Consider the following 25,864-nt stretch of genomic DNA (forward strand, 5'->3'; position numbering starts at 1 on the left):
TACTCCAGGAAGTGGTTGTGGAGCGAGCGGGTCACTCCAAATCTCGCCAGATGGCTTCGTGTGGTTATGGGTTCCGGATCTGCGCCTTGCTTGTCCGGGACGACACCGTTGGATGGGCGAGCGCGTACCAGCTCACCACATCCATCGCCGCTACGAATTCCTCCGCGTCGCATTCGCCGCAATCGCCGCCGCGGCCGTCCGGTTCTCCACGCCGAGCTTGGCGTAGATCTGCTCAAGATGCTTGTCGACCGTGCGCGGGCTGAGGCCCAGGATCTGCGCGATGTCGCGGTTGGTCTTGCCCTTGCTGAGCCAGGCCAGCACCTCGCCTTCGCGGGTGGTGAGGCCCAATTCGCTGGTGAATTCAGGGGGAAGGGCGCTGCCCGACTCCCTGGAGAGCCGCAGCAGAAACTCGTTCGGCGCGGTTTCACCCATGTAATAGAGCCGAAGCTGCGGATTGTCCGGCAAGGACACCGCCGGGGATTTCGAGCTGCCCCTGGCCTTGGCCTGCTCCAGCCATTGCAGCAGCGATGGCGGCAGGACGAAGTCGTCGGCCTGTGCGCCGTGATGGTCGGACAGCAGCTTCTGCGCCTGCGGCGTTGCCCACAGCAACTTGCCCTGGCGATCGACCGCGAACAGAAACCGGCCGGAGACGTCGAGCGCGGCGCGCGCGCTCTGCGTCAGGCGGGCATTGCCGAGATGGACGCGGATGCGCGCCAGCATTTCCTCGATCACGATCGGCTTCGTCACGTAATCGACGCCGCCGGCCTCGAGCCCGCGCACGATATGCTCGGTATCGGCGAGCCCGGTCATGAAGATCACGGGGACATTGGCAAGGCCCGCATCGCGCTTGAGCCGGCGACAGGTCTCGAAGCCGTCGATGCCGGGCATCACGGCATCGAGCAGAACGATATCGGGCGTGATCTGGTCGATGATGCGTATCGCCGCCGCGCCGTCGAGAGCCACCATCACCGTCATGCCGGCGCCGTCGAGCGCGTCGGTGAGCAGCCGCAGCGTCTCGGGAGAGTCATCGACAACGAGCGCGACGTCGCGCTTCTTCGACTCAATGTTCATGCGCATGCAACGTCTTCAAGGTGGCCATGTACTGGTCGAGATCGAAGCGGTCGACCAGCGACCGCATCTGTGCGACGAAATCGGCATGTTCAGGGTGCTCGTTGCCGATCTCGTCCAGCTTCAGCTGGATGCCCCTGACGTAACCGATCTGGCCGAGGCCGATCAGCGCCTCGATATGTCGCGCCGGGGGCCTTGATCCGCTCTCGGGGTGCCAGAACGACACCGGTATCTCGTCCGAGCCATATTGCCATTCGATCTTGAGGAGCTGGCGGATCGTCTCCAGCAGCCGCGGGATGTCGATCGGCTTCATCAAATAGCCGTCGTGGAAGGGCTGCGCCAGCGGCGCGCCATGGGCCTCGATCGCACTGGCCGACACCATCAGGATGCGGGCCTGGTGATGGCCGTTCGCCCGCAAGGCTTCGGCGACAGCCCAGCCGTCCATGGCGGGCATCGAGATGTCGAGCAGAAACAGATCGGGTCGGCAGTGCTGCGCCAGCGCGAGGCAGCCGGGGCCGTCGGGCGCGCTGAGCAGGATGAAGCCGAGCGGCGTCAGCACCTCGCGCAGCAGATCGCGATGCACGGGATCGTCGTCGGTGATGAGGATGGTCTTGCGCGCGCCGTGATAACCGGAGATCGGCGCCTCCACCGGCGCGATGCGCTGCGGATTGGTGACCTCCGACAGCAGGATCTTGACCTTGAACGTGGAGCCCGTGCCGACAGTGCTCATGACCTTGATGTCGCCGCCCATCACTCCGGCGAGCAGTCGGCTGATGGTCAGGCCGAGGCCGGTTCCGGTCTGCGGCTGCGAAACACCGAGCGCACCGCGCTCGAACGGCGCGAAGATGCGTTCAAGATCGTCGCCCTGGATGCCGGGGCCGGTGTCGATCACCTCGAACTCCGCAACGGGGCTGCGATAATGCACGACGAACTGCACGCTGCCGGTTTGGGTGAACTTGATGGCGTTCGAGAGCAGATTGATCAGCACCTGGCGCAGCCGCTTCTCATCGGCGTAGACCACGAGCGGCAGATACGCCGGCCGCTTGAACACGAAATCGATGCCCTTGGCGGCGGCCTGCAGGCGGAACATGCCGACCAGCTGATCCAGGAACTCGCTGAGGCGCACTTCGTCGCGCGACAGATACAGCCGCCCCGCCTCGATCTTGGAGATGTCGAGAATGCCGTCGATCAGGCCGGAGAGGTGATCGGCGCTGCGGCGGACGACGCGGACCTGATCACGCGGCTTGGTGCTGAGCGTCGTGTCCTGCTCCAGCAGCTGGGCATAGCCGCTGATCGCGTTCAGCGGCGAGCGCAGCTCGTGGCTCAGGCCCACCACATAGCGGCTCTTGGCGAGGTTGGCGGATTCGGCGACCTCCTTGGCGCGCTGCAGCTCGGCGTCGGTGCGCTTGTGCGCATCGATCTCCTGAATCAGCAGGGTGGTCTGCCTTCGGGTCTCCTCCTCGGCGGCGCGACGGCTCTGCTGTGCCAGCACGAACAGCCACGCCACCACGCCGATGATGATGCTGAGCGAGAAGAACACCTTCCAGAGCACGTCGGAGACCAGCGTGTTCTCGCCATGCACGCTTGCCGAGGTCTGCAGATAGATCAGGCCCAGCACCAGAGCGACGAGACCGGCAGAGACCACAAAAACGCCGACATAGTGGCCGAGTTGCGAGTTGATGCGCGCGTAGATCGGCTGCGGCATCAGCTTGCCCAGCGTCTCCGATATCTGCGCCTGGATGCGCGCATGCGGCTTGCAGAGATCGTGGCATCGGGCATCCAGTGAACAGCACAAGGAGCAGATCGGTCCGGCGTAAGCGGGGCAGGAGGCCATGTCCTCCGGTTCGAACGAGTGCTCGCAGATGCAGCACTGGATCGCCTCGAGGTTCTGCCAGCTCCGCTTCGGCTTGCGCGCGATGTAGTATTTGCCGTCCGTGGCCCAGGCAATCAACGGGGCGACGATGAAGGCAACCGCGAGCGCGATGAAGGCTGAAAGGGCCTTCGCGGTAGGTCCGAACAGGCCGTAAAAGGCGCTGATCGAGACGATGGTCGCGATCGTCATCGCGCCTACGCCGACCGGATTGATGTCGTAGAGATGCGCGCGCTTGAATTCGATCTGCTGCGGCCGCAGTCCAAGCGGCTTATTGACGACGAGATCGGCAACCAGCGCCCCGACCCAGGCAATCGCGACGTTGGAATAGAGCGCCAAGGTTTGCTCTAATGCCTTGTAGACGCCGATCTCCATCAATAGCAGCGCCACGATGACGTTGAAGACCAGCCAGACGACGCGGCCGGGATGGCTGTGGGTCAGGCGCGAGAAGAAGTTCGACCAGGCGATGGAGCCGGCATAGGCGTTGGTGACGTTGATCTTCACCTGGGACAGGATCACGAACGTGCCGGTCAGCGCCAGTGCGAGATCAGGCTGCGACAGCACGTAGCGGAACGCTTCGAGATACATATGCGCCGGCTCGGCGGCCTCTTCGGGCGGCACCCCATGGCTGAGCGCGAAGAAGGTGAGGAACGAGCCCGCCAGGAGTTTCAGGGCGCCAAGCACGATCCATCCGGGGCCAGCGCTCATCATCGCTATCCACCAGGAGGCCCTGGATGCGCGGCGGTCGCGCGGAAGGAAGCGCAGGAAGTCGACCTGCTCGCCGATCTGCGCCACCAGCGAAAACACCACCGAGGCCGCGACCCCGAACAGAAGCAGGTCGAAATTCCCGTTGAGATCGCCGTGCTCGCCCGAGAACTTGCGCCACTCCGTAAAGGAGTGCGGGTTGTGCCAGGCGATCGCCGCGAACGGAATGATGTGGAGCACGATCCACAGCGGCTGCGTCCACAATTGGAAACGGCTGATCAGCGTGATGCCGTAGGCCACCAGCGGGATGATGACGACGGCGCTGATGAGATAGCCGACCGGCCGCGGAATCCCGAAGCACATTTCGAGCGCGGAGGCGAGAATGACCGCTTCGATCGCAAAGAAAATGAACGTGAAGGAGGCGTAGATCAGCGAGGTGACGGTCGAGCCGATGTAGCCGAAGCCGGCGCCGCGCGTGAGCAGGTCGATGTCGATGCCGCATTTGGCGGCATAATAAGCGATCGGCACGCCGCAGCAGAAGATGATGAGGGAGACCACGAGGATGGCGGCGGTCGCGTTGGTGACGCCGTAGTTCAGGGTGATGGTGCCGCCGATCGCCTCCATCGCCAGGAACGAGATCGCGCCCAGCGCCGTGTTGGCGACCCGGGCGGCGGACCAGCGCCGCGCGCTTTTGGCGGTGAAGCGCAGCGCATAGTCTTCCAGCGTCTGGTTGGCGACCCATTGGTTATACTGTCGCCTGACGCGGTCTATTCGCTGCCGCCCTGCCACGCCTTACCCCACTCCCGATACGGACCCTGATCCCTCGCAAATTCCGTACCAAAGCCTACGTCGGCATTTTGCGGTGCAGTATACGCGATCTTGCGTATGCTTTCGCCGCCCGGATCCGAGCCATCCTCACCGCACCAATCGCGTGTCCTCGAACAAAAGTGGGGTGCTCATGTCAGACGAACCAAACAAGGGCCTTTTGTCGCCGCTCCGGCGCAAATTATTGATGGGAATGGCCGCCGTGCCTGCCATCACGATGCTACCGCGGGCGTCGTTTGCGCAGGCCCCGGCGACCTCGGCGGTCAACACCACCGGCCTTGCGGTCACCGATACCGAGGTGACGGTCGGCATCCTGCACTCGGCGACCGGCACCATGGCCATCTCCGAGACCGGCTCGATCGAGGCCGAGAAGCTCGCTATCGAGCAGATCAACGCCATGGGCGGCGTACTCGGTCGCAAGATCAAGTTCATCCAGGAAGACGGCGCCAGCGACTGGCCGACTTTCGCCGAAAAGGCCAAGAAGCTGCTGGTCAACGACAAGGTCGCGGCGATCATGGGTTGCTGGACCTCGGCCTCGCGCAAGGCGGTGCTGCCGGTCATGGAGCAGTATAATGGCATGCTCTATTATCCGACCTTCTACGAAGGCCTCGAGCAGTCCAAGAACGTCATCTACACCGGCCAGGAGGCAACCCAGCAGATTCTCGCCGGCCTGAACTGGATCGCGAAGGAGAAGGGCGCGAAGAGCTTCTTCTTCATCGGCTCCGACTACATCTGGCCGCGTACCTCCAACAAGATCGCGCGCAAGCACGTCGAGAACGTGCTGAAAGGCAAGGTCGTCGGTGAGGAGTACTATCCGCTCGGCAACACCCAGTTCAACTCGGTCATCAACAAGATCAAGCTGACCAAGCCCGATGTGATCTTCACCGACGTCGTCGGCGGCTCCAACGTCGCCTTCTACAAGCAGCTCAAGGCTGCCGGCATCGATCTCTCCAAGCAGGCGCTGCTGACGATCTCGGTGACCGAAGACGAAATCGACGGCATCGGCGGCGAGAACATCGCCGGCGCCTATGCCTGCATGAAGTACTTCCAGTCGCTCGACAATCCGAACAACAAGGCCTTCGTGCCGGCGTTCAAGAAGATGTGGGGCGAGAAGACCGTCATCGGAGACGTCACCCAGGCTGCCTATCTCGGCCCGTGGCTGTGGAAACTGACGGTCGAGAAGGCCGGCTCCTTCGACATCGACAAGATCGCGGCGGCTTCGCCGGGCGTCGAGTTCAAGGGTGCGCCGGAAGGCTATGTGCGTATCCACGAGAATCATCACCTCTGGTCGAAGACCCGGGTGGGACGCGCCAAGCTCGATGGTCAGTTCGAGCTGATCTACGAGACCGCCGATCTCGTCGAGCCCGATCCGTTCCCGAAGGGCTACCAGTAAGTCGCGGCCTCATTCGCCGCTTCCCCAAAAGCAAAACCTCTCCCTGGCGTGGCCCTGCAAATCCACGCCGCAAGACCCCGCGTCGCGACTCTGCATCGCGACGCGGGACCCTATTTCCCGACGGAGGACATCGATGTTCGGCGACTATTCGCTTGGTGATCTCGGCTCCATCTTCGTCATGCAGGGCTTTGCAGGACTGATCCTGTTCTCGGTCTATGTACTGATGGCGCTCGGGCTTGCGATCATTTTCGGGCAGATGGGCGTCATCAACATGGCCCATGGCGAGTTCATGATCCTCGGCGCCTACGTCACCTGGATGACCTCAAATCTTTTCCAGTCCTATTTGCCGAGCCTGTTCAGCGGCTATTTCTTCCTCGCGATGATCCTGGCCTTTCTCGCATCCGGTGCGCTGGGAATGCTGGTCGAATGGGTGCTCATCCGGCACCTCTACAAGCGTCCGCTGGATACGCTGCTCGCGACCTGGGGCCTCAGCCTGATGCTGCAGCAGGCCTATCGCTCGGTGTTCGGCGCGCGGGAGGTCGGCGTCGAGCTGCCGCAGTGGATGCTCGGATCGCTGCATGTGACAGACAGCATCGAGGTGCCGATCAACGGCGTCTTCGTGATGGGCTTGACCGTGCTGATCACCCTCGGCGTCGCCTACGTGATGTACAAGTCGCGTTGGGGCCGCCAGGTGCGCGCCGTGGTTCAGAACCGCATCATGGCGGGTGCCGTCGGCATCAATACCGAAAAAGTCGATCGATACACCTTCGGGCTCGGTTGCGGCATCGCAGGCGTCGCCGGCAGCGCCTTCACCATGATCGGCTCGACCGGGCCGACGTCGGGCCAGCTCTATATCGTGGACACCTTCCTCGTCGTCGTGTTCGGCGGCGCCGCCAGCCTGCTGGGCACCATCGCTTCCGCCTTCTCGATCTCACAGACGCAATCGACGCTCGAATTCTTCTTGTCGGGCTCGATGGCCAAGGTGCTCACGCTGCTCGCCGTCGTCGGCATCCTGATGCTGCGGCCGCAGGGCCTCTTCGCCCTCAAAGTCCGCAAATAACGGGAAGCAGGCAAATCATGATCAACTCACGCTTCTTCAATCGCTCCGAACTCATCGGCTTCATCGCTCTGGCCGCCGTGCTGTTCGTGATCCTGCCGCTGACGCTGGACGTGTTCCGCCTCAATCTGGTCGCGAAATACCTGACCTACGCCTTCGTCGCCATCGGCCTTGTCCTGTGCTGGGGGTATGGCGGCATTTTGAGCCTCGGACAGGGCGTATTCTTCGGTCTCGGCGGCTACTGCATGGCGATGTTCCTCAAGCTCGAGGCCTCCAGCGTCGAGAATACGAAGATACAGTCGACCCCCGGCATACCGGATTTCATGGACTGGAATCAGATCACGTCACTCCCGCTCTTCTGGCAGCCTTTTCATAGCCTGACCTTCACCATCCTCGCCATCATCCTGGTGCCCGGTCTGTTCGCCCTGATCATCGGCACCGCGATGTTCAAGCGTCGGGTCGGCGGCACCTATTTCGCGATTATCACCCAGGCCGTCGCCGCGATCCTGACGATCTTGATCATCGGGCAGCAGGGCTATACCGGCGGCATCAACGGCATGACCGATTTGCGCACGCTCAAGGGATGGGACATCCGGCCCGACCACGCCAAGGTCATCCTGTACTTCGTCGAGGTGGTGCTGCTGTTTGCCTGCATCGGCATCGCGCAGTTCATTCGCCTGACCAAGCTCGGCCGCATCCTTGTTGCGATGCGCGAACAGGAAGACCGCGTCCGCTTCTCCGGCTACAGCGTCGCTAATTTCAAGATCTTTGCCTTTTGCATGGCGGCGGTGTTCGCCGCGATTGGCGGCGCCATGTTTGCGCTCAATGTCGGTTTCATGTCGCCGTCCTTCGTCGGCATTGTGCCGTCGATCGAGATGGTGATCTACACCGCGGTCGGCGGGCGGATGTCGATCTTCGGCGCGATCTGGGGTGCCATCCTGGTGAACTTCGCCAAGACGAGCCTGTCGGAATCCTTCCCGCAGCTCTGGCTGTTCGGCCTGGGCGCCTTGTTCATCGCAGTCGTGCTGGCCTTCCCGAACGGCTTGTCCGGACTCTGGGCCGATTACGTGCAGCCGCGCATCGATCGGTTGTTCGCCTCGCGCAAGTCGAAGACGGACTGGAAGGACAATTCGGTCGCCGACGGCGCACCGGCAGAGTGAGGAGACCACCATGCTCATTGGACAGCAGCCCAAGGAATTTCTGCTCGCGGTCTCCGGACTCACAGTCTCGTTCGACGGGTTCAAGGCCGTCAATGACCTCTCCTTCTACGTCGAGGAGAACGAGATCCGCGTCATCATCGGCCCCAACGGTGCCGGCAAGACGACTGTGCTCGATCTGATCTGCGGCAAGACCAAGGCGACGTCAGGCTCGATTCAGTTTCGTGGCAAGGAGCTCACGAAAATGAGGGAGAACGAGATCGTGCAGACCGGCGTCGGCCGCAAATTCCAGACGCCGTCTGTGTTCGAGGACCTCACCGTGTTCGAGAACCTCGAGATCTCCTTCCCGCGCGGTCGTACCGTGTTCGGCTCGCTGACCTTCCAACGCGACCAGCTCGTGAAGAATCGGGTCGAGGAGGTCGCCGAGATGATCTTCCTCAAGGACAAGCTCAACACCTATGCCGATGAGCTCAGCCACGGCCAGAAGCAGTGGCTCGAGATCGGCATGCTGCTGATCCAGGATCCGGACCTCTTGATGCTGGACGAGCCGGTCGCCGGCATGAGCGTGTCCGAGCGCGCCAAGACCGCGGAGCTGCTCAACCGCATCATCAAGAACCGCTCGGTGCTGGTGATCGAGCACGACATGAAGTTCGTAGAGGACATCGCGCACAAGGTCACCGTGCTCCACCAGGGCCAGATCCTCTCGGAGGGGACCATGGAGAAGGTGCAGAACGATCCCAAGGTCATCGAAGTCTATCTGGGCCACTAAGGAGCGCGCGATGCTGGCTATTTCTGATCTCCACGTCGCCTACGGCCAGAGCGAGGTGCTGCACGGCCTCAACGTCAAGGTCGCGCCCAACGAGATCGTTGCGATCATGGGCCGCAACGGCATGGGCAAGACCACGCTGATGAAGTCGCTGATGGGCATCCTGCCGATGAAAAGCGGTTCCGTCAGCATGGACGGCGCCGAGCTCGGCGGCCTGCCGAGCTATGACCGGGTGGCCAAGGGTCTCGCCTATGTGCCGCAGGGTCGCATGATCTTCTCCACCATGACGGTGAAGGAGAACATCGAGACCGGTCTCGTCGTCTCCGGCGGGACCGAGGTCCCCGCCGATATCTACGAACTATTCCCGGTACTGCTGGAGATGAAGGGCCGCCGCGGCGGCAATCTCTCCGGCGGACAACAGCAGCAGCTCGCAATCGCGCGCGCGCTGGCGACCAAGCCGAAGGTCCTGCTGCTGGACGAGCCCACCGAAGGCATCCAGCCCTCGATCATCAAGGAGATGGCGCGCACGCTGAAGCGCATCCGCGACGAGAAGGGCTTGTCGATCGTCGTGTCCGAGCAGGTCCTGAGCTTCGCCCTCGATATCGCCGACCGCGTCCTGGTGATCGAGAACGGCGAGATCGTCCGGGACGACCCGCGCGACAGCGTCGATGCCGCGCAGGTCTCGAAATATCTGTCCGTCTAACCAACCGTGTAAAAGGGGAGCATCTCGATGCCAGAGACACTGATCAAGGTCGATCTCACCAAGTCGGCCTATGAAAATGACATGGTGCACAACCGCTGGCACCCCGATATCCCGATCGTGGCCTGGGTCAACCCCGGCGACGATTTCATCATCGAGACCTATGACTGGACCGGCGGCTTCATCAAGAACAATGATTCCGCCGACGACGTGCGCGACATCGACCTCTCGATCGTGCACTTCCTCTCCGGTCCGATCGGCGTCAAGGGCGCCGAGCCCGGCGACCTTCTCGTGGTGGATCTGCTCGACGTCGGCCCAATGAAGGAGAGCCTCTGGGGCTTCAACGGCTTCTTCTCCAAGCAGAACGGCGGCGGCTTCCTGACCGACCATTTCCCGCTGGCGCAGAAGTCGATCTGGGACATCAAGGGCCTCTACACGTCGTCGCGCCACGTGCCCGGCGTCAATTTCGCCGGCCTGATCCATCCCGGCCTGATCGGCTGTCTGCCCGATCCGAAGATGCTGGAGACCTGGAACAAACGCGAGGCCGAGCTGATTTCGACCAACCCGACGCGCGTGCCCGGCCTGGCCAACCCGCCTTTCGCAGCGACCGCACATGGCGGCCGTGCCAAGGGCGATGTGAAGGCCAAGATCGGCGCGGAGGGCGCCCGCACCGTGCCGCCGCGCGAGCACGGCGGCAATTGCGACATCAAGGATCTCTCCCGCGGCTCGAAGATCTACTTCCCGGTCTACGTCCCCGGCGCCGGTCTTTCGATGGGCGATTTGCACTTCAGCCAGGGCGACGGCGAGATCACCTTCTGCGGCGCCATCGAGATGGCCGGCTGGCTGCATCTGAAGGTCGAGGTGATCAAGGACGGCATGTCGAAATACGGCATCAAGAACCCGATCTTCAAGCCGTCGCCAATCACGCCGAACTACAAGGACTATCTGATCTTCGAGGGCATCTCGGTCGATGAGGCCGGCAAGCAGCATTATCTCGACGTTCACATCGCCTATCGCCAGGCCTGCCTCAACGCGATCGAGTATCTGAAGAAGTTCGGCTATTCCGGCGCGCAGGCCTATTCGATCCTCGGCACCGCGCCGTGCCAGGGCCACATCTCCGGCGTGGTCGACGTGCCCAATGCCTGCGCCACGCTGTGGCTGCCGACGGAGATCTTCGACTTCGACGTGATGCCGTCGTCGGCAGGTCCCATCAAGCACATCAAGGGCGATATCCAGATGCCGATCTCGCCGGACAAGTAATCCCTGCGCGACGGGATGCGGGACGGCGTGTCTTTGCCGCCCCGCATCCGCCGCCGAGGAGTGGTCAAGAGGCAATAGCGTGGGGACGACAAGATGCCGGTCTATGAATATCTCTGTGACGATTGCGGTCCGTTCAAGGACCTGCGCCCGATGGCGGAATGCGACGATCCGCAGGACTGTCCGCATTGTGCGACGTCCGCGCCGCGGGTGATCCTCACTGCGCCGAATTTCTTCTGCATGCCGTCGGAGAAGCGCAAGGCGCATGCCGTCAACGAGCGCAGCACGCATGCGCCGCAGACGCTCGCGCAATACAAGGCCTCGCACGGACCCGGCTGCGGCTGCTGCTCGTCGGGCAAGACTGTGAAGGACAAGGGCGTCCGAGACAGCAAGAAGCCGGCGCGGCTGGTGACCAAGACCAAAGGCGGCGCCAAGGGTTTTCCCACGGCGCGACCCTGGATGATCAGCCACTGACGCCAGTGACGACCTCAAACGAATAGCAAGCAGGAGCGCTCAAATGCTTCACGGTGACATTTCCAGCAGCAACGACACGGTCGGCGTCGCAGTCGTCAATTACAAGATGCCCCGCCTGCACACCAAGGCCGAGGTGCTCGACAACGCCCGCAAGATCGCCGACATGGTGGTGGGCATGAAGGCCGGCCTGCCCGGCATGGACCTCGTGATCTTCCCTGAGTACTCCACGCAAGGGATCATGTACGACTCCAAGGAGATGTACGAGACGGCCTGCGCCGTGCCGGGCGAGGAGACCGCGATCTTCGCGGAAGCCTGTCGCAAGGCGAAGGTGTGGGGCGTGTTCTCGCTGACCGGCGAGCGTCACGAGGAGCATCCGCACAAGGCACCCTACAACACCCTGATCCTGATGAACGACAAGGGCGAGATCGTCCAGAAATATCGCAAGATCATGCCGTGGGTGCCGATCGAGGGCTGGTATCCCGGCAATTGCACCTATGTCTCCGATGGCCCGAAGGGCATGAAGGTCAGCCTGATCATCTGTGACGACGGCAATTTCCCGGAGATCTGGCGCGACTGCGCCATGAAGGGCGCCGAGTTGATCGTGCGTTGCCAGGGCTACATGTATCCGGCCAAGGAGCAGCAGGTCCTGATCTCGAAGGCGATGGCGTGGGCCAACAACGTCTATGTCGCAGTCGCCAACGCCGCGGGCTTCGACGGCGTCTATTCCTACTTCGGCCACTCCGCGATCATCGGCTTCGACGGCCGCACGCTGGGCGAGTGCGGCGAGGAGGATTACGGGATCCAATACGCGCAGCTCTCGAAGCATCTGATCCGCGATGCGCGCCGCAACGGCCAGTCGCAGAATCACCTCTACAAGCTGGTTCACCGCGGCTACACCGGCATGATCAATTCCGGCGAGAGCCCGCGCGGCGTTGCGGCCTGTCCCTACGATTTCTACAAGAACTGGATCGCCGATCCGGAGGGCACGCGGGACATGGTCGAGGCGATGACCCGCTCGACGCCTGGGACCGACGAGTGTCCGATCGACGGCATCCCGAACGGGTCGGCGGCCTCCAATTTTTGAGCTCTTGCGCCCCCCCCCCTTTGATGCGCGGAATGGGAATTCAGCCCGGAAAGGCGTGGCGCGGCTGCAACATGATCGCCAGATTCCGCCTTGGTTGCGGCTCAAACTGGCGCGTTCAGGCCGATCCGTAGTTCTACGGGACTTCTTCTTGGCCTAAGTTCCCCTGCGGAACCAGCTGGGGAGCGTCGCGTGCGGGTAGAGGAGCTATTGAGGCGGCAGCATCGGCGCTGCGTCGCTGCTTTGGCCGCCGGCGTCGTCGCCCTCCTGTTGGGGCTGACTCTCCGTGCGTCGCCGGCCTATGCGGCTTGCACGCCTGATCCGGCCACGAGCGGCCAGACTGTCACCTGCATGGGTACGGACACCGACGGCTTTCAGGCCGGAGCCGGCATCGACAGTCTCAATATCAACGTGCTCTCGGGCGCGACCGTGAACGACAACGGCGCAGTCTCGATCGGCGTCAACGATACGAGCAGCGTCACCAACAGCGGGACCGTGTCGGCGGGCGCGGGCCTCACCGGTATCGCCGTCGGAAATTCCAGCACGGTGATGAATAATAGCATCATCACGGTGCTCGGCAACGGTCTCGGCATCCAGGCAATCAATCAAAACGTCATCACCAATGCCGGGACGATCACGACGGGCGACAACGGCGCCGCGATCTCGGTCAGCGACAACAATACGGTCACCAACGCCGGCGCACTATCGGTCGGCCTGTCGGGCACCGGCGTCTTCGCCGGGCAGAACAACACGATTACCAACACCGCGACGGGAACGATCACGGGGGGCGACGGCGGCAGCGGCATCTTCGCGGTGGGCCGCGCGACGATCAGCAATGCCGGCGCGATCACGGTCGGCGATTCCGGCGGCCTCTCCGGCGGCATCCTGGCGATCAGCAACAACAATTTGGTCACCAACACCGCCACCGGCACAATTACGGTCGGGCAGAATGCCGCTGGTATCTTCCTGCAAGGTAACGTCCAGACCGCCAGCAATCTCGGCACGATCACGGCCGGCGACTTTGCCGTCGGCATTGCCGTGCAGGGCGACGATTCCAAGGTCGCCAACGGCGGTACGATCAACGTGGGTGGAAGCGGATCCGCCGGCATTTCGATGCAGGGTGACCGGGCAACGATCAGCCAAAGCGGTACGATCAATGTCGGCCCGGGCGGCGGCGGTATCGTCTATGGCGGCTCGTCCTCCACGATCACGAACGCCGGAAAAATCACGGGCGCCGACGGTGTCGAAGGCATCATCGTGCTCGGCGATTCCAACTTCGTTACCAACAGCGGGACGATCACCGTCGGTGCGCTCGGCGTCGGCGTGGACGTCAGTGCGTTCTCGACGATCAACCAGATCGTCAACACGGGCACCATCACCGTCGGCGCCAACGGCACGGGCATCCTGGTGAGCAACAGCGGCAGCGTCTTCAACTCCGGCACCATCAACGCCGGTGCATCCGGCGCCGTCGCAATCGACTTCTGCGGCTGCGGCAACAACACGCTCACGCTCGGCCCCGGCAGTGTGATCAACGGCCAGGTGCTCGCCTCCGGCACCGACACGTTCCAACTCGGCGGCACCGGCAAGGACACATTCGACCTCGGTCTGATCGGCGTCGGTCTCCAATACGATGGCTTCTCGACCTTCAACAAGGTCGACAGCTCGACGTGGACCGTGACCGGCACCGGCAGCCAGGACTGGAACGTGTTGGGCGGCGCGCTCATTCTCGCCGGCACCATCAACGGCAATGTGGGCGTCGCCACCGGCGGCACTTTTGGTGGCGTCGGCAACGTCAACACCGTCAACGTCAATGGCGGCACGGTGGCGCCGGGTCTTCCGACCGGCACGCTCAACGTGAACGGCGATCTCACCTTGACCAGCGCGTCGACCTACATGGTCCAGGTCTCCGGTGCGAGCAACGGCATCGCAGTCGTGACCGGAACCTCGACGCTCAATGGCGCAACCGTCGCGGTCGTTCCGATCGGCACGATCGCAAAGCAATATACGATCCTGACCGCGAACACGTTGCCCGACACGTTCAATCCGGTTGTCATGGGTCTGTCGCCGAACCTGCATGCGACGCTGAGCTACGATCCCAACAACGTCTTCCTCGATCTCGCTTTGGGCTATGGCGGGGGCCTCAACATCAATCAGCAGAATGTCGCCAACGTCCTGACGCGAATCTTCAACACCACCGGCAGCCTGCCTGTTGCACTCGCCAACCTCACGCCGCAAGGCTTGACGCAGGCCTCGGGCGAGCCTGCAACGGGATCGCAACAGACGACGTTCAATGCGATGAACCTGTTCATGAGCCTGCTGACCGACGTCGTCGGTGCGGGGCGCAGCGGTGTATCGGGCGCGACGCCCTATGCCGACGAGACAACTGCGAATCCCTATGCCACGACCGGCAAGGGCCCGCATGACAAGAATGCGCGCAACGCCTTCGCCTCGATTGACCGCAAGGCGCCGGCGACAACGTTCGAGCAGCGCTGGGACGTGTGGGCGGCGGGCTACGGCGGCTCGCAGACCACCGACGGCAATGCCGGCCTCGGCTCGAACACCACGAGCAGCAGCGTCTACGGCACGGCCGTGGGCCTCGATTACCGCTTCTCGCCATCGACGATTGCGGGCTTTGCGCTTGCCGGCGGCGGCACCGGCTTCAACGTCAACGGGCTCGGCTGGGGGCGCTCGGATCTGTTCCAGGCCGGCGCCTTCGTGCGTCATTCGGCGGGACCTACCTACATCACCGCGGCGCTTGCCTATGGCTGGCAGGACGTCACGACCAACCGCGTCGTGACGGCCGCCGGTTACGACCAGTTGCGGGCGCAGTTCAACGCCAACGCCTTGTCGGGCCGCATCGAGGGCGGCTATCGCTATGCCATGCAATGGGCCGGCGTCACGCCCTATGCCGCGCTCCAGGCCACCTTGTTCAGCCTCCCGAGCTATGCAGAGGCAGCCGTGGTCGGCAGCAACGTCTTCGCGCTCAACTATGCCGCCAAGGACGTGACCAGCACCCGCACCGAACTCGGCCTGCGCGCGGACAGGTCGTTTGCCGCGGCCGGCGGCCTGGTGACGCTGCGCGGCCGGCTCGCCTGGGCGCATGATTACAACCCGGACCGCACCGTCGGCGCGGTGTTCCAGACGCTGCCTGGATCGGCCTTCGTCGTGAACGGTGCCGCGCAGGCGCGTGATTCCGCTCTGACCTCGGCGTCGGCGCAGATGAACTGGATGAACGGCTGGTCCGCGTCTGCGACCTTCGAGGGCGAGTTCTCGAACCTCACCCGCTCCTACGCCGGCAAGGGCATCGTACGTTACGCCTGGTGAGGCGTGGTTGCTGGATCAGGCGGAAAGAGCGTCACTGCTTCTTCTGTGGCGGTTTGCGCGGCGGGCGCGGTGCTGCGGCGGGCGTGGGCGTGCCGCTCATCTTGTTGGCGGCCTCGCTGACGTCGAGCAGCGAGCGGCGGATGTCTTCGAGATAGCCGGCCGATTTCTTCCTCATGGTGTCGGCAAGCTCGTGCAGCCCCTTTATCTTTTCGAACAGTTCGTCGGCCTTGCCGTCAACGAAGCCGGGCACTGCGCCCTCGATCCTCGTGACAGCCTTGTCGAAGCCCGCGAAGGCGCTGTCGACCTTGGCCATGACGGAGTCGATTTCGCCGCCCTTGCTCCGGAGGTCGGCGGTGTAATCCTCGAACGTGCGCAGGCCCTCCTTGATCGCGGGGGCGTTGCTGACGATCGTACGGTCGACGCTGTGCAGGGTGTCGACGATGGTCTCGGCGTCGCTGAGGTCGGCCGTCAGCACGGGGACGCCGTCCGCGTCCAGCGGCACCGGCGGCGCGGAAGGCGCGCCACCGATCAGCGAGATCGCGGCAATGCCGGTGAGGCCCTGGAACTCGATGCCGGCTACGGTGTCCTTGCGGATCGGCGCAGTATTGTCGAGCATCACCAGCGCCACGATCCTGCGCGGACTGTCCAGCTTGATCGACAGGATCTGGCCCGCGGGCACGCCGTCGAAATTGACCGGTCCGCCGCGGCGCAGTCCGGAGGCCGAGCCGCCCTCGAATACCACGCGCAACTGGCTGCGGCTCTGGATGGTTCGCCATTTCTGCACGCCGAGCACGCCGCCGAACGCCACGGCGATCGCCGCCAGCGTCGCCGTTCCAATCACCAGATGACTCGCGCGTGCCATGCGGGAGGTTTTACGGCCAAAGCAGGGAAGTTGGAAGGAGCCCGGATGGGGCTCGGGCCGCAATATTAGGACGGGCGGGTTAAAGACTCGTCCGACGTCGCTCGAAAAGCGAAGGCGGCAGCGTAACCCCCCACTTCTTCCTTCCACTCAATCGGGGAATGACGCTGCGTCGATTCGCCCTGCGGCGCCGCGCGACATCAGTGCCCTGACGCGCGCCTTGCCGCGGCGTTGTTGAGGACGATCAGGGCGTCGACGGCGACGCCCGTCCTGGTATTGATCAGGAACGGATTGATGTCGATCGATGCGATCCGGTCGCCGGCATCCGCGATCAGATTGGACAGGCCGACTAGCGCCTTTACCGCGGAGGCTTCGTGCAGGGCCGGCTTGCCGCGATAGCCGCGCAGCTTGATCCCGGCCTTGGTGCGGCCGATCAGAAGCCGCGCCTCGGCCTCGTCCAGCGGCGCACCGGCGAGCGCGACGTCCTTCATCAGCTCGATGTCGATGCCGCCGGTGCCGAACAGCACGACCGGCCCCATCTCGGCATCGAGCGAGGCACCGACCACGAGTTCCAGCTCGGCCTTGACCTGCTGTGCGATCAGGATGCCGTCGAGCTTCGGCTTGCCCTTCAGCTTCGCGACCCGTGCGGTGATGTCGGCAAACGCCTTCTTGACCTCGGCGGCGCTGTTCAGATTCAACACCACGCCGCCGATGTCGGACTTGTGCAGGATCTCGGCGCTGACGAGTTTTGCCACGACCGGAAAACCGATCTGCTTGGCGATCTTCACCGCCTCGGCCGCCGTCTGTGCGATGGCTTCCTTCGAGATCGGAATGCCGTAGGCCTTCAGCAGCTTCTTCGAGGCAACCTCGTCGAGCGCGGCACCGCTGGCCGATGTCAGCGCCTTCTCCAGCACGGCGCGCGCGGCGGGTTTCGAGCTTGAGACGATATCGGGCACTTCCTTGCGCAGCTTGGCGTAGTTGAGCAGCGACTTGATCGCGGTCACCGCGCGGTCCATGCCCTGCATGACCGCGAGATGCGGCAGCGATTTGCGCAACGTCTTGGTGAACTCGGTGAAGCCGATCGACATCGCGCTGATATAGATCACGGGCTTGCCGCCCTCGCGCGCCATCTCGTCGACGATGCGCAAATTGCGCTCTCGCAGCTCGTGCGGCGCCTTCGGCAGTTCGGCATCGACGATGACGATGTCGATATCGGGATCGTCGATCATCAGCTTGATCGACTTCATATAGACGGAGGGATCGACCACCGCTGCAAAGCCGGCGTCGAGCGGGTTGCCAACGATTGAGCCCGGCCCGAGCATCTTCGCCAATTCGGCGCCGACATGCGGGCTCAGCGGCGCAAAGTTCAGGCCCTCGGCATAGAAGGCATCCAGCAGCATGCCGCGCTTGCCGCCCGACAGCGTGACGGCGGCGAGCCGGTCGCCCTTGGGCACGGCGGAATGAACGAAGCACTCGGTGGTCTCGATCAGCTCGTCGAGGCCGCCGACCCGGATCACCCCTTCGCGCGTCGCGACGGCGTCGAACGTCTCGATCGAGCCCGCGAGCGCGCCGGTGTGGGCCATCGCCGCGGCGCGGCCGCCTTCCGAGGCGCCGAGCTTGAGCGCGATCACGGGCTTGCTCGCGGCGCGCGCCGCCTTGCATGCGTCACGAAACGCCTTGGTGTTGCGCACGCCCTCGAGATAGACGACGATCACCTTGATGCTCGGATCCTCGGCGAAATAGCGCATCAGGTCCGGCGTCTCGAGTCCGGCCTCATTGCCTGATGTCACCATGTACCCGACACCGACGCCGCGATCCTCCAGCGCCTGGCGGATCGCCATGACGATGGCGCCGGACTGCCCGGCGATCGCCACCGCTCCCTGCTCCATGGTGACGACGCGGTCGTCGATGTTGGTGAAGAGCTTTTCGCCAGCGCTCAGATTGCCGAGGCAATTTGGACCGGTGACGGCAAGTCCCGTCTCGCGTATCGCCGCTTGCAACTCGGCTGCGAGCTTCTGGCTTTCCTCGTCCTGCAGCTCGCTGAAGCCGGAGGTGACGATGGTGGCCGACCGTGCGCCGGCTGCGGCGGCGTCGCGGATCACCTGCACCGCAAAGCGCGCCGGCACCAGCACCAGAACGTGGTCGGGCTTCTCCGGGAGGCTTGCGAAGTCCTTGTAGCAAGGCACGCCCCAGATGGTTTCCCGCTTGGCGTTGACCGGATAGAGGCCGCCCTCATACCCGTACTTGATCAGATTATTCCAGATGCGTTCGGCATAATTGCCGGGCTTGTCGGTCGCGCCCACCAGCACGATGTTGTGCGGGTGCAGCATGGCGTGGATGCCCTTGACGATGTCTCCGGCGTCGGGCGATGGAGACCAGGGGCGCGGAGAAACCGATGCGGCGGGCACTTGAGCTTCCATGCGCTTCCCTTCACTTCTTGTTCTTGTTGCAACGCGCCGATGCGCGCCGGCTTCGGGGCTGATCGTGCCGCTCCATGCCGCGAGACGGAATGGGCAGGACGTGACGACAAGGCTAGCATCAGCAGACTTTTGGCGAAAGTGCGAACGGTCCGGCAAGATGCTAGGAATCGCCACCCTCATTCTTCCCAATGGTAGTCATGCCGCTGCTGTCCATCGTGGTGCCGACCCTCGATCGTCCCGACACGCTTCGCCACGCGCTCGCGACCATGGCGTGCCAGCCGGCGCATGCAGATTGCGAATTCATCGTTCAGAACAATGGTGGCAATCCCGAGATCGCGAAGATGGTCGCAGATCTCCAGGACGATCGCTTCAGGCATTTTGCCAGCGAGACCGTTCTGACCATGACCGACAATTGGGAGTCGGCGCTCGGCCACGCCTCAGGCGAGTACATCGCCTTCCTCGGCGACGACGACGGGTTGATGCCTTATGCATGCGCCACGGCATCGGAGATGCTCGCTGGCCGAAGGATCAATCTCCTGAGCTGGGACGCCTACACCTACTATTGGCCGGGCTACTATCACCCGGCCTTCCGCAACCGGCTGCTCGCCGAGATCGACCTGACTTCATCGGCAAGGCGCGTCTCGTCGCGACGCGAGCTGGCGCGCATCGTCGGGTTCCAGGCCCACTATGCGCACCTGCCGATGATCTACAATTCGTTCGTCCGCCGCAGCGTCATCGACCGGATGCGAGCGGCCTGTGGCCGCTATTTCATTGGCCTGTCGCCCGACGTGGCGTCCGGTATCGCCAATGCTGCGCTCACCGACAGTTTCGTCCGCCTGTCGCGGCCTCTGAGCATGGCCGGCTTCTCGCAGCATAGCACCGGTCACGCGCTGTTCTTCGAGACCACTGACCTGCTCGAGACGCCGCGCGGATCGCGCGATTTCGGGCCCATCGACGACGAGCCCCAACTCCCCGATCTCAATGCTCTCCAGCTCTTCATTGCCAAGGACATGCTTGTCCTCAAACGCCTGTTGCTGGCGAATGACGATGATGTGCGGCTCGACTTCAAGGCGCTGGCACAGGCGCTCGCGACCGACATCAACCATCGACCGCCGCTGTATGATCGAACCGTGCAGACCATCGGCGAACTCGCGCGCACGCATGGATTCGACGTCGCCGACATCATCATTCCGGCCCGCCTTGCGGATCGGCCGCCGCCAGGCAAGGGTGTTTCCGTCATCGGGCAGAACCGCGTGCTTTACGAGCTGGACGGTTGGGCGCTCGGGCTCAATTCGATCGCGGATGCAGTGCGTGTGCTCGCGCAGTTCGTTCCGGATCAGGGACCGCTCGATCCGACCGAGCTGAAGGCTCCCGAGTCCTTGCCGGTTCTGGGCGCAAAGCAGCTCGACTTCGCACATGGCGGAGCTGGTGTTGCGGCGTTGATCGAGGGATGGAGTGATCCGGAGCAATGGGGCACCTGGTCCATTGCCAAAAATTGCGTGCTCCGCTTCGAGGTCAATCCCGTTCCGTCACGACCGGTCGAGCTTGTGCTGGCATGCCGGGCCTTCGTGTCCGACAACAATCCGCAGTTGCGGGCGGTTTGCCGCGTCGGCAACGGAGCGCCGCAGCAGCTGACATTCTCGAGAGAGGCGTTCGCAGGCTCGCGCAGGTTGACGCTCGATCCGGCCGCGATTGCCGCCGACGGGACGTTGACCATCAGCCTCTCGCTATCTGATCCACGCTCGCCGGCGGATCTCGGGCTGAGCTCCGACGCGCGCCCGCTCGGCATCGGTCTCGAGCGGATCTGGCTCGATCACGATGTTCGCGCGACGCGAGGTCGGTGATCGCCGCCTGTTCAATACCGTAGCAGGCCCAGCTTGTGAGCGTAGTGAAAGGCCACCTGCCTCGCGAGATAGGGAGCGATGGCGCTGCGGATCTGCAACTGGGTCGGATCGAATCCGAGAGTGCGGCGTCGCAAGATGCCCATCTCCCTGACGCCGATCGCGTAGGTCGATGCCGTCTTCTGGGCATCATGAATTCTGAAGCAGGCGAGGAATCGCGGCAGGCGAACGAAATTAAACCCCGCTTCCTGCGCGCGAAGAATGAAGTCCCAGTCCATTGCGTAGTGGAAGCTTTCGTCGATTGGTCCGATCCTGTCCCACACGCGCTTGCGCCAGAACATCGTCTCCTGAGGAATATAGTCGGCATATTGCAGCGCGCGTCCGTCATGGGGCGGCAGCACGGCGCGGCCGACTTCGAGCCCATCGCGATCGACGAAGACGCGATGGCCATAAACGATGTCGACATGCGGATGCGACGTGAAGTAGTCGGCGACATAGGCCAACGTCCCCGGCAGCAGCATGTCATCGCTGTTGAGATAGGCCATGATCTCGCTGTGGATGCCGGCGAAGCCGAGATTGATGGCGTGTGACTGCCCATTGTCAGGCGCACTCTTCCAGCTGATGCTCTCGCCACGGCTCTTCAGGAGATCGACCGTGCCGTCGATCGAGGCGCCGTCCTGGACGTGGTAATGCAGGTTCGCATAGTTCTGGCCGACGATGCTGTCGATCGTGGCGCCGAGATATTGCCCCTGGTTGTAGCTCGGCGTGACCATCGCGATCCGCGGTGGGTTCTCGCCGATCGGAGGAGGCGGCGGGAAAGCCGTCAGGTTGAGCAGGCGCGGCGGATATTGCTCGAAGGTCCACATCGGCGGACGCCGCCAGAGGCTGCGCAGCGAAGATCGCCTTTGCCCGGCGGCGACGAGATCCAGATTCCTTTCCAGGAGCGCGACGCGATTTTCGAGCTGCTCCAACCGCTGCTCGAGGCGCTGCCTGAACTCGTCCATCTATCGGTCTTTCAGAAAATCACAACGTATAAATCAATGGGCCATTCTTATAGGTCTCCGGCCGGCAGCGCCAGTTCAAGCGCCCGTTGACGCGATGCTCCGGCAGGTCCGGCGTGATTTGGGGATGCTCGATCGATCCGCAACAGGCGGATTGCGAACGGCTATTCACTTGTTTCGATCGAGGTGGCATGCAGGACGTAACGCTCTGGGCCGGGCGTGACGGCATCGAACGGCCAGCACGTCGCAAGCACGAGTTCCACGCTCTGCGCCGCGGGATCGATGCCCGAGGCGTCTCACGGACGACGGCCGAATAGTCCGCGCGGTAGCGGAAATGTTTGCCGTCGCGGCGTGTGATGTCAATGACGTCTCCGACGGATACACGCCGCAGAAAGCGGAAATGTGTGTCACGGTGCGCGGCATATACGGCAACCCCGCGCTCGCCGGCGTCAGCCGTTTGGGGGATATGGCCGGGCCCGAAGGCAAGCGCCTGGCCGCTGGTGCCTTCCAGAACGATGGCGCTGGCGCCGATCCGCTTCACCTCGATCCGCGCTACCGGCCACGTGTCGGCCCATGACCATGGCTTGATCACCTCGCCCGTTGCGACGCTTCTGTCGAAGGCGCGCTCCAGCAGCGCTTGCGCCAGCCACGCCTTGGCGTGGATGTAGGCGCCGTCGCCGAACAAGATGAGGCCGACCAGGGCCAGAACCAGGGGGGATAAGAGGCGAGGCATTTGTCGCTACGTAAGCAATGACCCAAAAAGGCGCGCGCGGCCGTTGTGTACGGGACGGGCGACCGCGCGCGCTAACAGAGGAGTTCGGGGAGGCTCCTCTCTCAAGCGGCGTCGGTGAGCAAGAGCCGACGCCGGTTGAACACGAACAGGGTTAGGGCGAGCACGATCAGGATCAGACCCGCGATCATCTTCAGCTCGGCCGAGGTCGCCGTCTTGGGCAGACGGATCGCATCGGGCGATGCAGGAGCCGGACGCCGCGCCGCCGGCGAGCTACGCGCATCGGCATGGCGTTCACGCAATTGTGCCGGGATCTGCGGCCGTTCGCCGAATACTTTCTCGAAGTCCCAGCCGGCCGGCAGGTTGATTGGCAATTCGCTGAGCTTGAGCGGCGCGCCTTCTGGCCGGCTCGGCGTCTTGTCGACGGCGACGAGGCTGGTCAGGCGCGTGACGATCTGATGGTCGAGCGCCAGCGCCAGGATCGCCTTGTCGGCCGCCTCCGGTGCGAGTTCGCGCATCGCGCGCGCCACTTCGGCGTCACCTATCTTGCGCCTGGCCCAGAGTTTCGACAGGCCGTTGCCTTCGGCGGCATTTTGCAGCTGCAGCGTCATCGACCATGGACGATCACCGACGCGTCCTTTGATTTCGAGCGAGCCTGCAAGCTTGTCGAGCTTCGCCGCCAGCACCAGCGGCTCGTCGCGGTAGACGTCGGGGATGATCGCCGGGGTGACGTCGGCCTTGGCCTCGGAGAATTTCGCGGTGAGCCCGGTCACGGCCGGATTTTCCAGCTTGGCGAACAGGCCGCGCATGCGCTCCTCCACCTGCTCGACGGAGCCGATATGAGTGAAGGCACCACGGCCGAGCTCGGCGGCGCGTGTCATCAGATAGGTGTTGGGCGCCGACCCGATGCCGACCATGAAGATGCGCGAGCGGCCGCGCATCGACGTGATGGTTTCGAACAATTGCTGCTCGTTGCCGATCGCGCCGTCGGTCAGGAAGACGACCTGGCGAACCATGCCGGTGTCGCCGAGCTTGTCGGCCAGCGCGGCGCGCATCGCCGGCACCATCTCGGTGCCGCCGCGCGCCTGCAACGCACTCACGAACGAGGTCGCCTCGCCGACATGGGCCGCGTCGGCCGGGACGGAAGCCGGAAACAGAAGGTCCATGGTATCGTCGAAGCGGATGACGTTGAAGCGGTCGGTCGGCTGGAGCCGGGACAAAGCGTAAGCGAGGCTCGCCTTGGCCTGGACGATCGAGGTTCCGCCCATCGAGCCCGAATTGTCGATCACGAACACGACCTCTCGCGGCAGCGGCTTTTGCGTCGCCTGCTCGGCGCCGGGCGGGGTGACGAAGGCGAGCAGATAGTCGGCGTCGCCGACACGTTCGCGGAACAGGCCGACCGACGGTGCCGTCTCGACGGCGGGCTTCCAGGTCAGCTCGAAGTCGCGGTCCGCCGGCACGGTGCCATCCGCAAGCGTGACGATCCGCGTCGCGCTCTCCGGGCTCTCGATCTTGACGTTATGGTGGTGGCTTCTGACTTCGCCGAGCGCGAAGCCGGCCTTCAGGCGTACCGCGATGCTGGTTGGATTGACCGGTGCATTGCTGGCGGGATTCAGCACGGGCGGCGAGATGCGGTCACGGTCCGGCACGGGATCCGAGGTCGCCGCGCCCCAGCCCGATCCGTCCTTGCGGAAGTCGACGCTCTGCACGATCGGCGCCGGATTGTAGCGCGGTCCGACCACCAGCGGCAGGCGCAGTGTGTATTCGTTGCCGCTTTGATGCACCGGCTCCTGATATTCGATCTGCACCAGCACGGTCTCGCCGGGCCCGATATTGGCGACCGAATTGGTGAAGATGTTCGGCCGTTCCTGCTCGGTGAGGGCCGCCTTCCGGCCGGCGCGGCGCGCCTCGTCGTAGATCACGCGGGCCTGCTGCCGTTCCTTGATGTCACCGACGATGACGCGGCCCCCGACCACCATCTTCAGCGTATCGACGGCGCCGCCGGTCGCGAGCGGATAGACATAGGTTGCCTCGACCCAGTCCTTGGTCGGGTTGCGGAAGATTTGGGTGACGCGCGCGCGCAGCGTCGGGCCCGAAACCGTGACGTCGATGTCGGTGCCGAGGCGGATCGCTTCGGTGGTGGCGCCATCATCCTTCAGGAGCAGAGAGCCGGACTTGGCGTCGCCGGGCTGAAGCAGGCTCGCCTGCTCGATCGTTGCCGACCAACTGGTCCCGAAACTGACCAGCAGGGCCACGAAGGCCATCAGCATCACCGCGACGCCTTGGGCGAGCAGAAACAACCCGAGCTTGATCAGCGCCTTCAACATGGGGTGCTCGTCGTTGTCAGCCGTGTCGTAGGTGTCCATGGGTCTGCTCCGGAGGGGACGTTTGCTGGCTCGGAGCATTCGCCGGGAGGGCCCGATTTCGCGAGCAGAATGATCGGTCATGTTCCGCCGCGGCCGGCCCGGGCAGGCCGCCGTGGGGCGCTCATGTGTGGTTTTGTGCTGGTTTGTCCGCCCTGCTACAGTGGCCGTGGAGCAGGGCCAGCGATGCAGATGCAGGACAAGATCACCGACAAGCAGCTTTCGGACGAGCAAAGCCGCGAGATCGCCGAGACCATTCGCGAGGAGCTCGCCAGGCGCCGGATCTCCCGGCAGACGCTGGCCGAGCAGGCCAAGCTGAGCCTGTCGACGCTCGAGAAGGTGCTCGGCGGCCGGCGCCCGTTCACGCTGGCGACGACGGTCCGGCTAGAGCAGGCGCTGGGCGTCTCCTTGCGCAACAACCCGGTCGTGACGGCGCCTCAGGCCGCCAATGATGTCGCTCCCGACAGCCTCGGCTCCTATGCGCATCGCGCCGTGACCTGGCTCGAGGACGTCTACGTCACGTTGCGGCCGTCGTTCGGCGACAAGGAGGCGATCTTCGCGTACCGCACCGAGATCGTCTGGGAGCCAAAGGTCTCTTCGCTGGTCTTCCGCGAGGGGGATCGGACCGATTCGGCCTACGAGCACACCGGCGAGGTCGCCGTCCCGCATCAGTCAGGCTTCATCTACCTCGTCATCATCAAGCACGGCCAGCATCGCGTGATCACGGTGTCGCGGCCGACGGTCGCCGGCGAGATGTATGGAATCATCTCGACGCTCCGCGCCGGTCCTGGTTCGCAGCTGACGCCGATCGCGGCGCCGATCGCCTACGTGCCGCTCCGCAACGTCCCGAAGCCGTCTTTGGGGCGGGTCGGGCCCGAGGATGCCAACCACGCCTTGTATCGAAAGCACCTGCATCGCACGGTCGAGGAATCGTTCGCGCTGTTTTTGACGCTATAGTCCGCGAGAATTCGTC

17 protein-coding genes and 1 pseudogene are annotated in these 25,864 nt (G+C 63.8%); 11 read left to right on the forward strand and 7 right to left on the reverse strand.

Features of this window, described 5'->3' with window-relative positions:
- Nucleotides 1–150 precede the first annotated feature (150 nt).
- Nucleotides 151–1,077 carry a response regulator gene (locus JQ580_RS11105; protein WP_212280078.1) on the reverse strand — a complete coding sequence of 309 codons (927 nt, stop codon included), beginning with the start codon at nucleotides 1,075–1,077 and terminating at the stop codon, nucleotides 151–153.
- Nucleotides 1,061–4,432 carry a hybrid sensor histidine kinase/response regulator gene (locus JQ580_RS11110; RefSeq protein WP_212280079.1) on the reverse strand — a complete coding sequence of 1,124 codons (3,372 nt, stop codon included), beginning with the start codon at nucleotides 4,430–4,432 and terminating at the stop codon, nucleotides 1,061–1,063. The genes JQ580_RS11105 and JQ580_RS11110 overlap by 17 nt, the downstream gene beginning before the upstream one ends.
- Nucleotides 4,433–4,601: 169 nt before the next feature.
- On the opposite strand from JQ580_RS11110, the gene urtA reads away from it, so the two are divergent.
- The 9 genes from urtA to JQ580_RS11155 all read left to right on the forward strand — a co-directional run bounded on the left by urtA (nucleotide 4,602) and on the right by JQ580_RS11155 (nucleotide 15,677).
- Complete coding sequence (gene urtA, locus JQ580_RS11115) at nucleotides 4,602–5,861, forward strand: urea ABC transporter substrate-binding protein (protein ID WP_212280080.1); 1,260 nt, start codon at nucleotides 4,602–4,604, stop codon at nucleotides 5,859–5,861.
- Nucleotides 5,862–5,994: 133 nt separating this feature from the next.
- Nucleotides 5,995–6,921 (forward strand): urea ABC transporter permease subunit UrtB, encoded by a 927-nt coding sequence (urtB, locus tag JQ580_RS11120; protein WP_212280081.1) that lies wholly within the window; start codon nucleotides 5,995–5,997, stop codon nucleotides 6,919–6,921.
- Between the two features lie 17 nt (nucleotides 6,922–6,938).
- A complete protein-coding gene (urtC, locus tag JQ580_RS11125) occupies nucleotides 6,939–8,078 on the forward strand; it encodes an urea ABC transporter permease subunit UrtC (RefSeq protein ID WP_212280082.1) in 1,140 nt (379 codons plus the stop codon).
- A 10-nt stretch (nucleotides 8,079–8,088) separates the two neighbouring features.
- Entirely contained in the window at nucleotides 8,089–8,844 is a 756-nt protein-coding gene (urtD, locus tag JQ580_RS11130) for an urea ABC transporter ATP-binding protein UrtD (protein WP_212280083.1), read from the forward strand.
- A gap of 10 nt (nucleotides 8,845–8,854) precedes the next feature.
- Entirely contained in the window at nucleotides 8,855–9,544 is a 690-nt protein-coding gene (urtE, locus tag JQ580_RS11135; protein WP_212280084.1) for an urea ABC transporter ATP-binding subunit UrtE, read from the forward strand.
- A 27-nt stretch (nucleotides 9,545–9,571) separates the two neighbouring features.
- Nucleotides 9,572–10,801: a formamidase gene (fmdA, locus tag JQ580_RS11140; RefSeq protein ID WP_212280085.1), complete on the forward strand. Its 1,230-nt coding sequence runs from the start codon at nucleotides 9,572–9,574 to the stop codon at nucleotides 10,799–10,801.
- A 93-nt stretch (nucleotides 10,802–10,894) separates the two neighbouring features.
- The gene (locus JQ580_RS11145) at nucleotides 10,895–11,272 is read left to right on the forward strand and encodes an FmdB family zinc ribbon protein (RefSeq protein ID WP_212280086.1); all 378 of its coding nucleotides are present in this window, start codon (nucleotides 10,895–10,897) and stop codon (nucleotides 11,270–11,272) included.
- 43 nt (nucleotides 11,273–11,315) lie between these two features.
- Nucleotides 11,316–12,356, forward strand: a complete 1,041-nt coding sequence (locus tag JQ580_RS11150) for an aliphatic amidase (protein WP_212280087.1) — start codon at nucleotides 11,316–11,318, stop codon at nucleotides 12,354–12,356.
- A 348-nt stretch (nucleotides 12,357–12,704) separates the two neighbouring features.
- Complete coding sequence (locus JQ580_RS11155) at nucleotides 12,705–15,677, forward strand: autotransporter outer membrane beta-barrel domain-containing protein (protein ID WP_249134084.1); 2,973 nt, start codon at nucleotides 12,705–12,707, stop codon at nucleotides 15,675–15,677.
- 31 nt (nucleotides 15,678–15,708) lie between these two features.
- Here JQ580_RS11155 and JQ580_RS11160 read toward each other — a convergent pair whose 3' ends face one another.
- Entirely contained in the window at nucleotides 15,709–16,539 is an 831-nt protein-coding gene (locus JQ580_RS11160) for an MlaD family protein (protein ID WP_212280089.1), read from the reverse strand.
- Nucleotides 16,540–16,736: 197 nt separating this feature from the next.
- Entirely contained in the window at nucleotides 16,737–18,956 is a 2,220-nt protein-coding gene (locus tag JQ580_RS11165; protein WP_212280090.1) for an acetate--CoA ligase family protein, read from the reverse strand.
- Nucleotides 18,957–19,153: 197 nt separating this feature from the next.
- On the opposite strand from JQ580_RS11165, the gene JQ580_RS11170 reads away from it, so the two are divergent.
- Complete coding sequence (locus JQ580_RS11170; protein ID WP_249134085.1) at nucleotides 19,154–20,800, forward strand: glycosyltransferase family 2 protein; 1,647 nt, start codon at nucleotides 19,154–19,156, stop codon at nucleotides 20,798–20,800.
- An 11-nt stretch (nucleotides 20,801–20,811) separates the two neighbouring features.
- Here the strand turns inward: JQ580_RS11170 and JQ580_RS11175 are convergent, their stop codons facing one another.
- From JQ580_RS11175 to JQ580_RS11185, 3 genes and pseudogenes are all read right to left on the reverse strand, one after another.
- Nucleotides 20,812–21,801: a glycosyltransferase family 2 protein gene (locus tag JQ580_RS11175; protein WP_212280092.1), complete on the reverse strand. Its 990-nt coding sequence runs from the start codon at nucleotides 21,799–21,801 to the stop codon at nucleotides 20,812–20,814.
- Between the two features lie 161 nt (nucleotides 21,802–21,962).
- Nucleotides 21,963–22,531: pseudogene (locus JQ580_RS11180) on the reverse strand (class GN sortase).
- Between the two features lie 101 nt (nucleotides 22,532–22,632).
- A complete protein-coding gene (locus JQ580_RS11185) occupies nucleotides 22,633–24,894 on the reverse strand; it encodes a marine proteobacterial sortase target protein (protein ID WP_212280093.1) in 2,262 nt (753 codons plus the stop codon).
- A 183-nt stretch (nucleotides 24,895–25,077) separates the two neighbouring features.
- On the opposite strand from JQ580_RS11185, the gene JQ580_RS11190 reads away from it, so the two are divergent.
- Nucleotides 25,078–25,848: a helix-turn-helix domain-containing protein gene (locus JQ580_RS11190; protein ID WP_212280094.1), complete on the forward strand. Its 771-nt coding sequence runs from the start codon at nucleotides 25,078–25,080 to the stop codon at nucleotides 25,846–25,848.
- Nucleotides 25,849–25,864: the final 16 nt, after the last annotated feature.

The sequence above is a fragment of the Bradyrhizobium sp. SZCCT0148 genome (assembly GCF_018129985.1).
GTDB lineage: Bacteria > Pseudomonadota > Alphaproteobacteria > Rhizobiales > Xanthobacteraceae > Bradyrhizobium > Bradyrhizobium japonicum_H.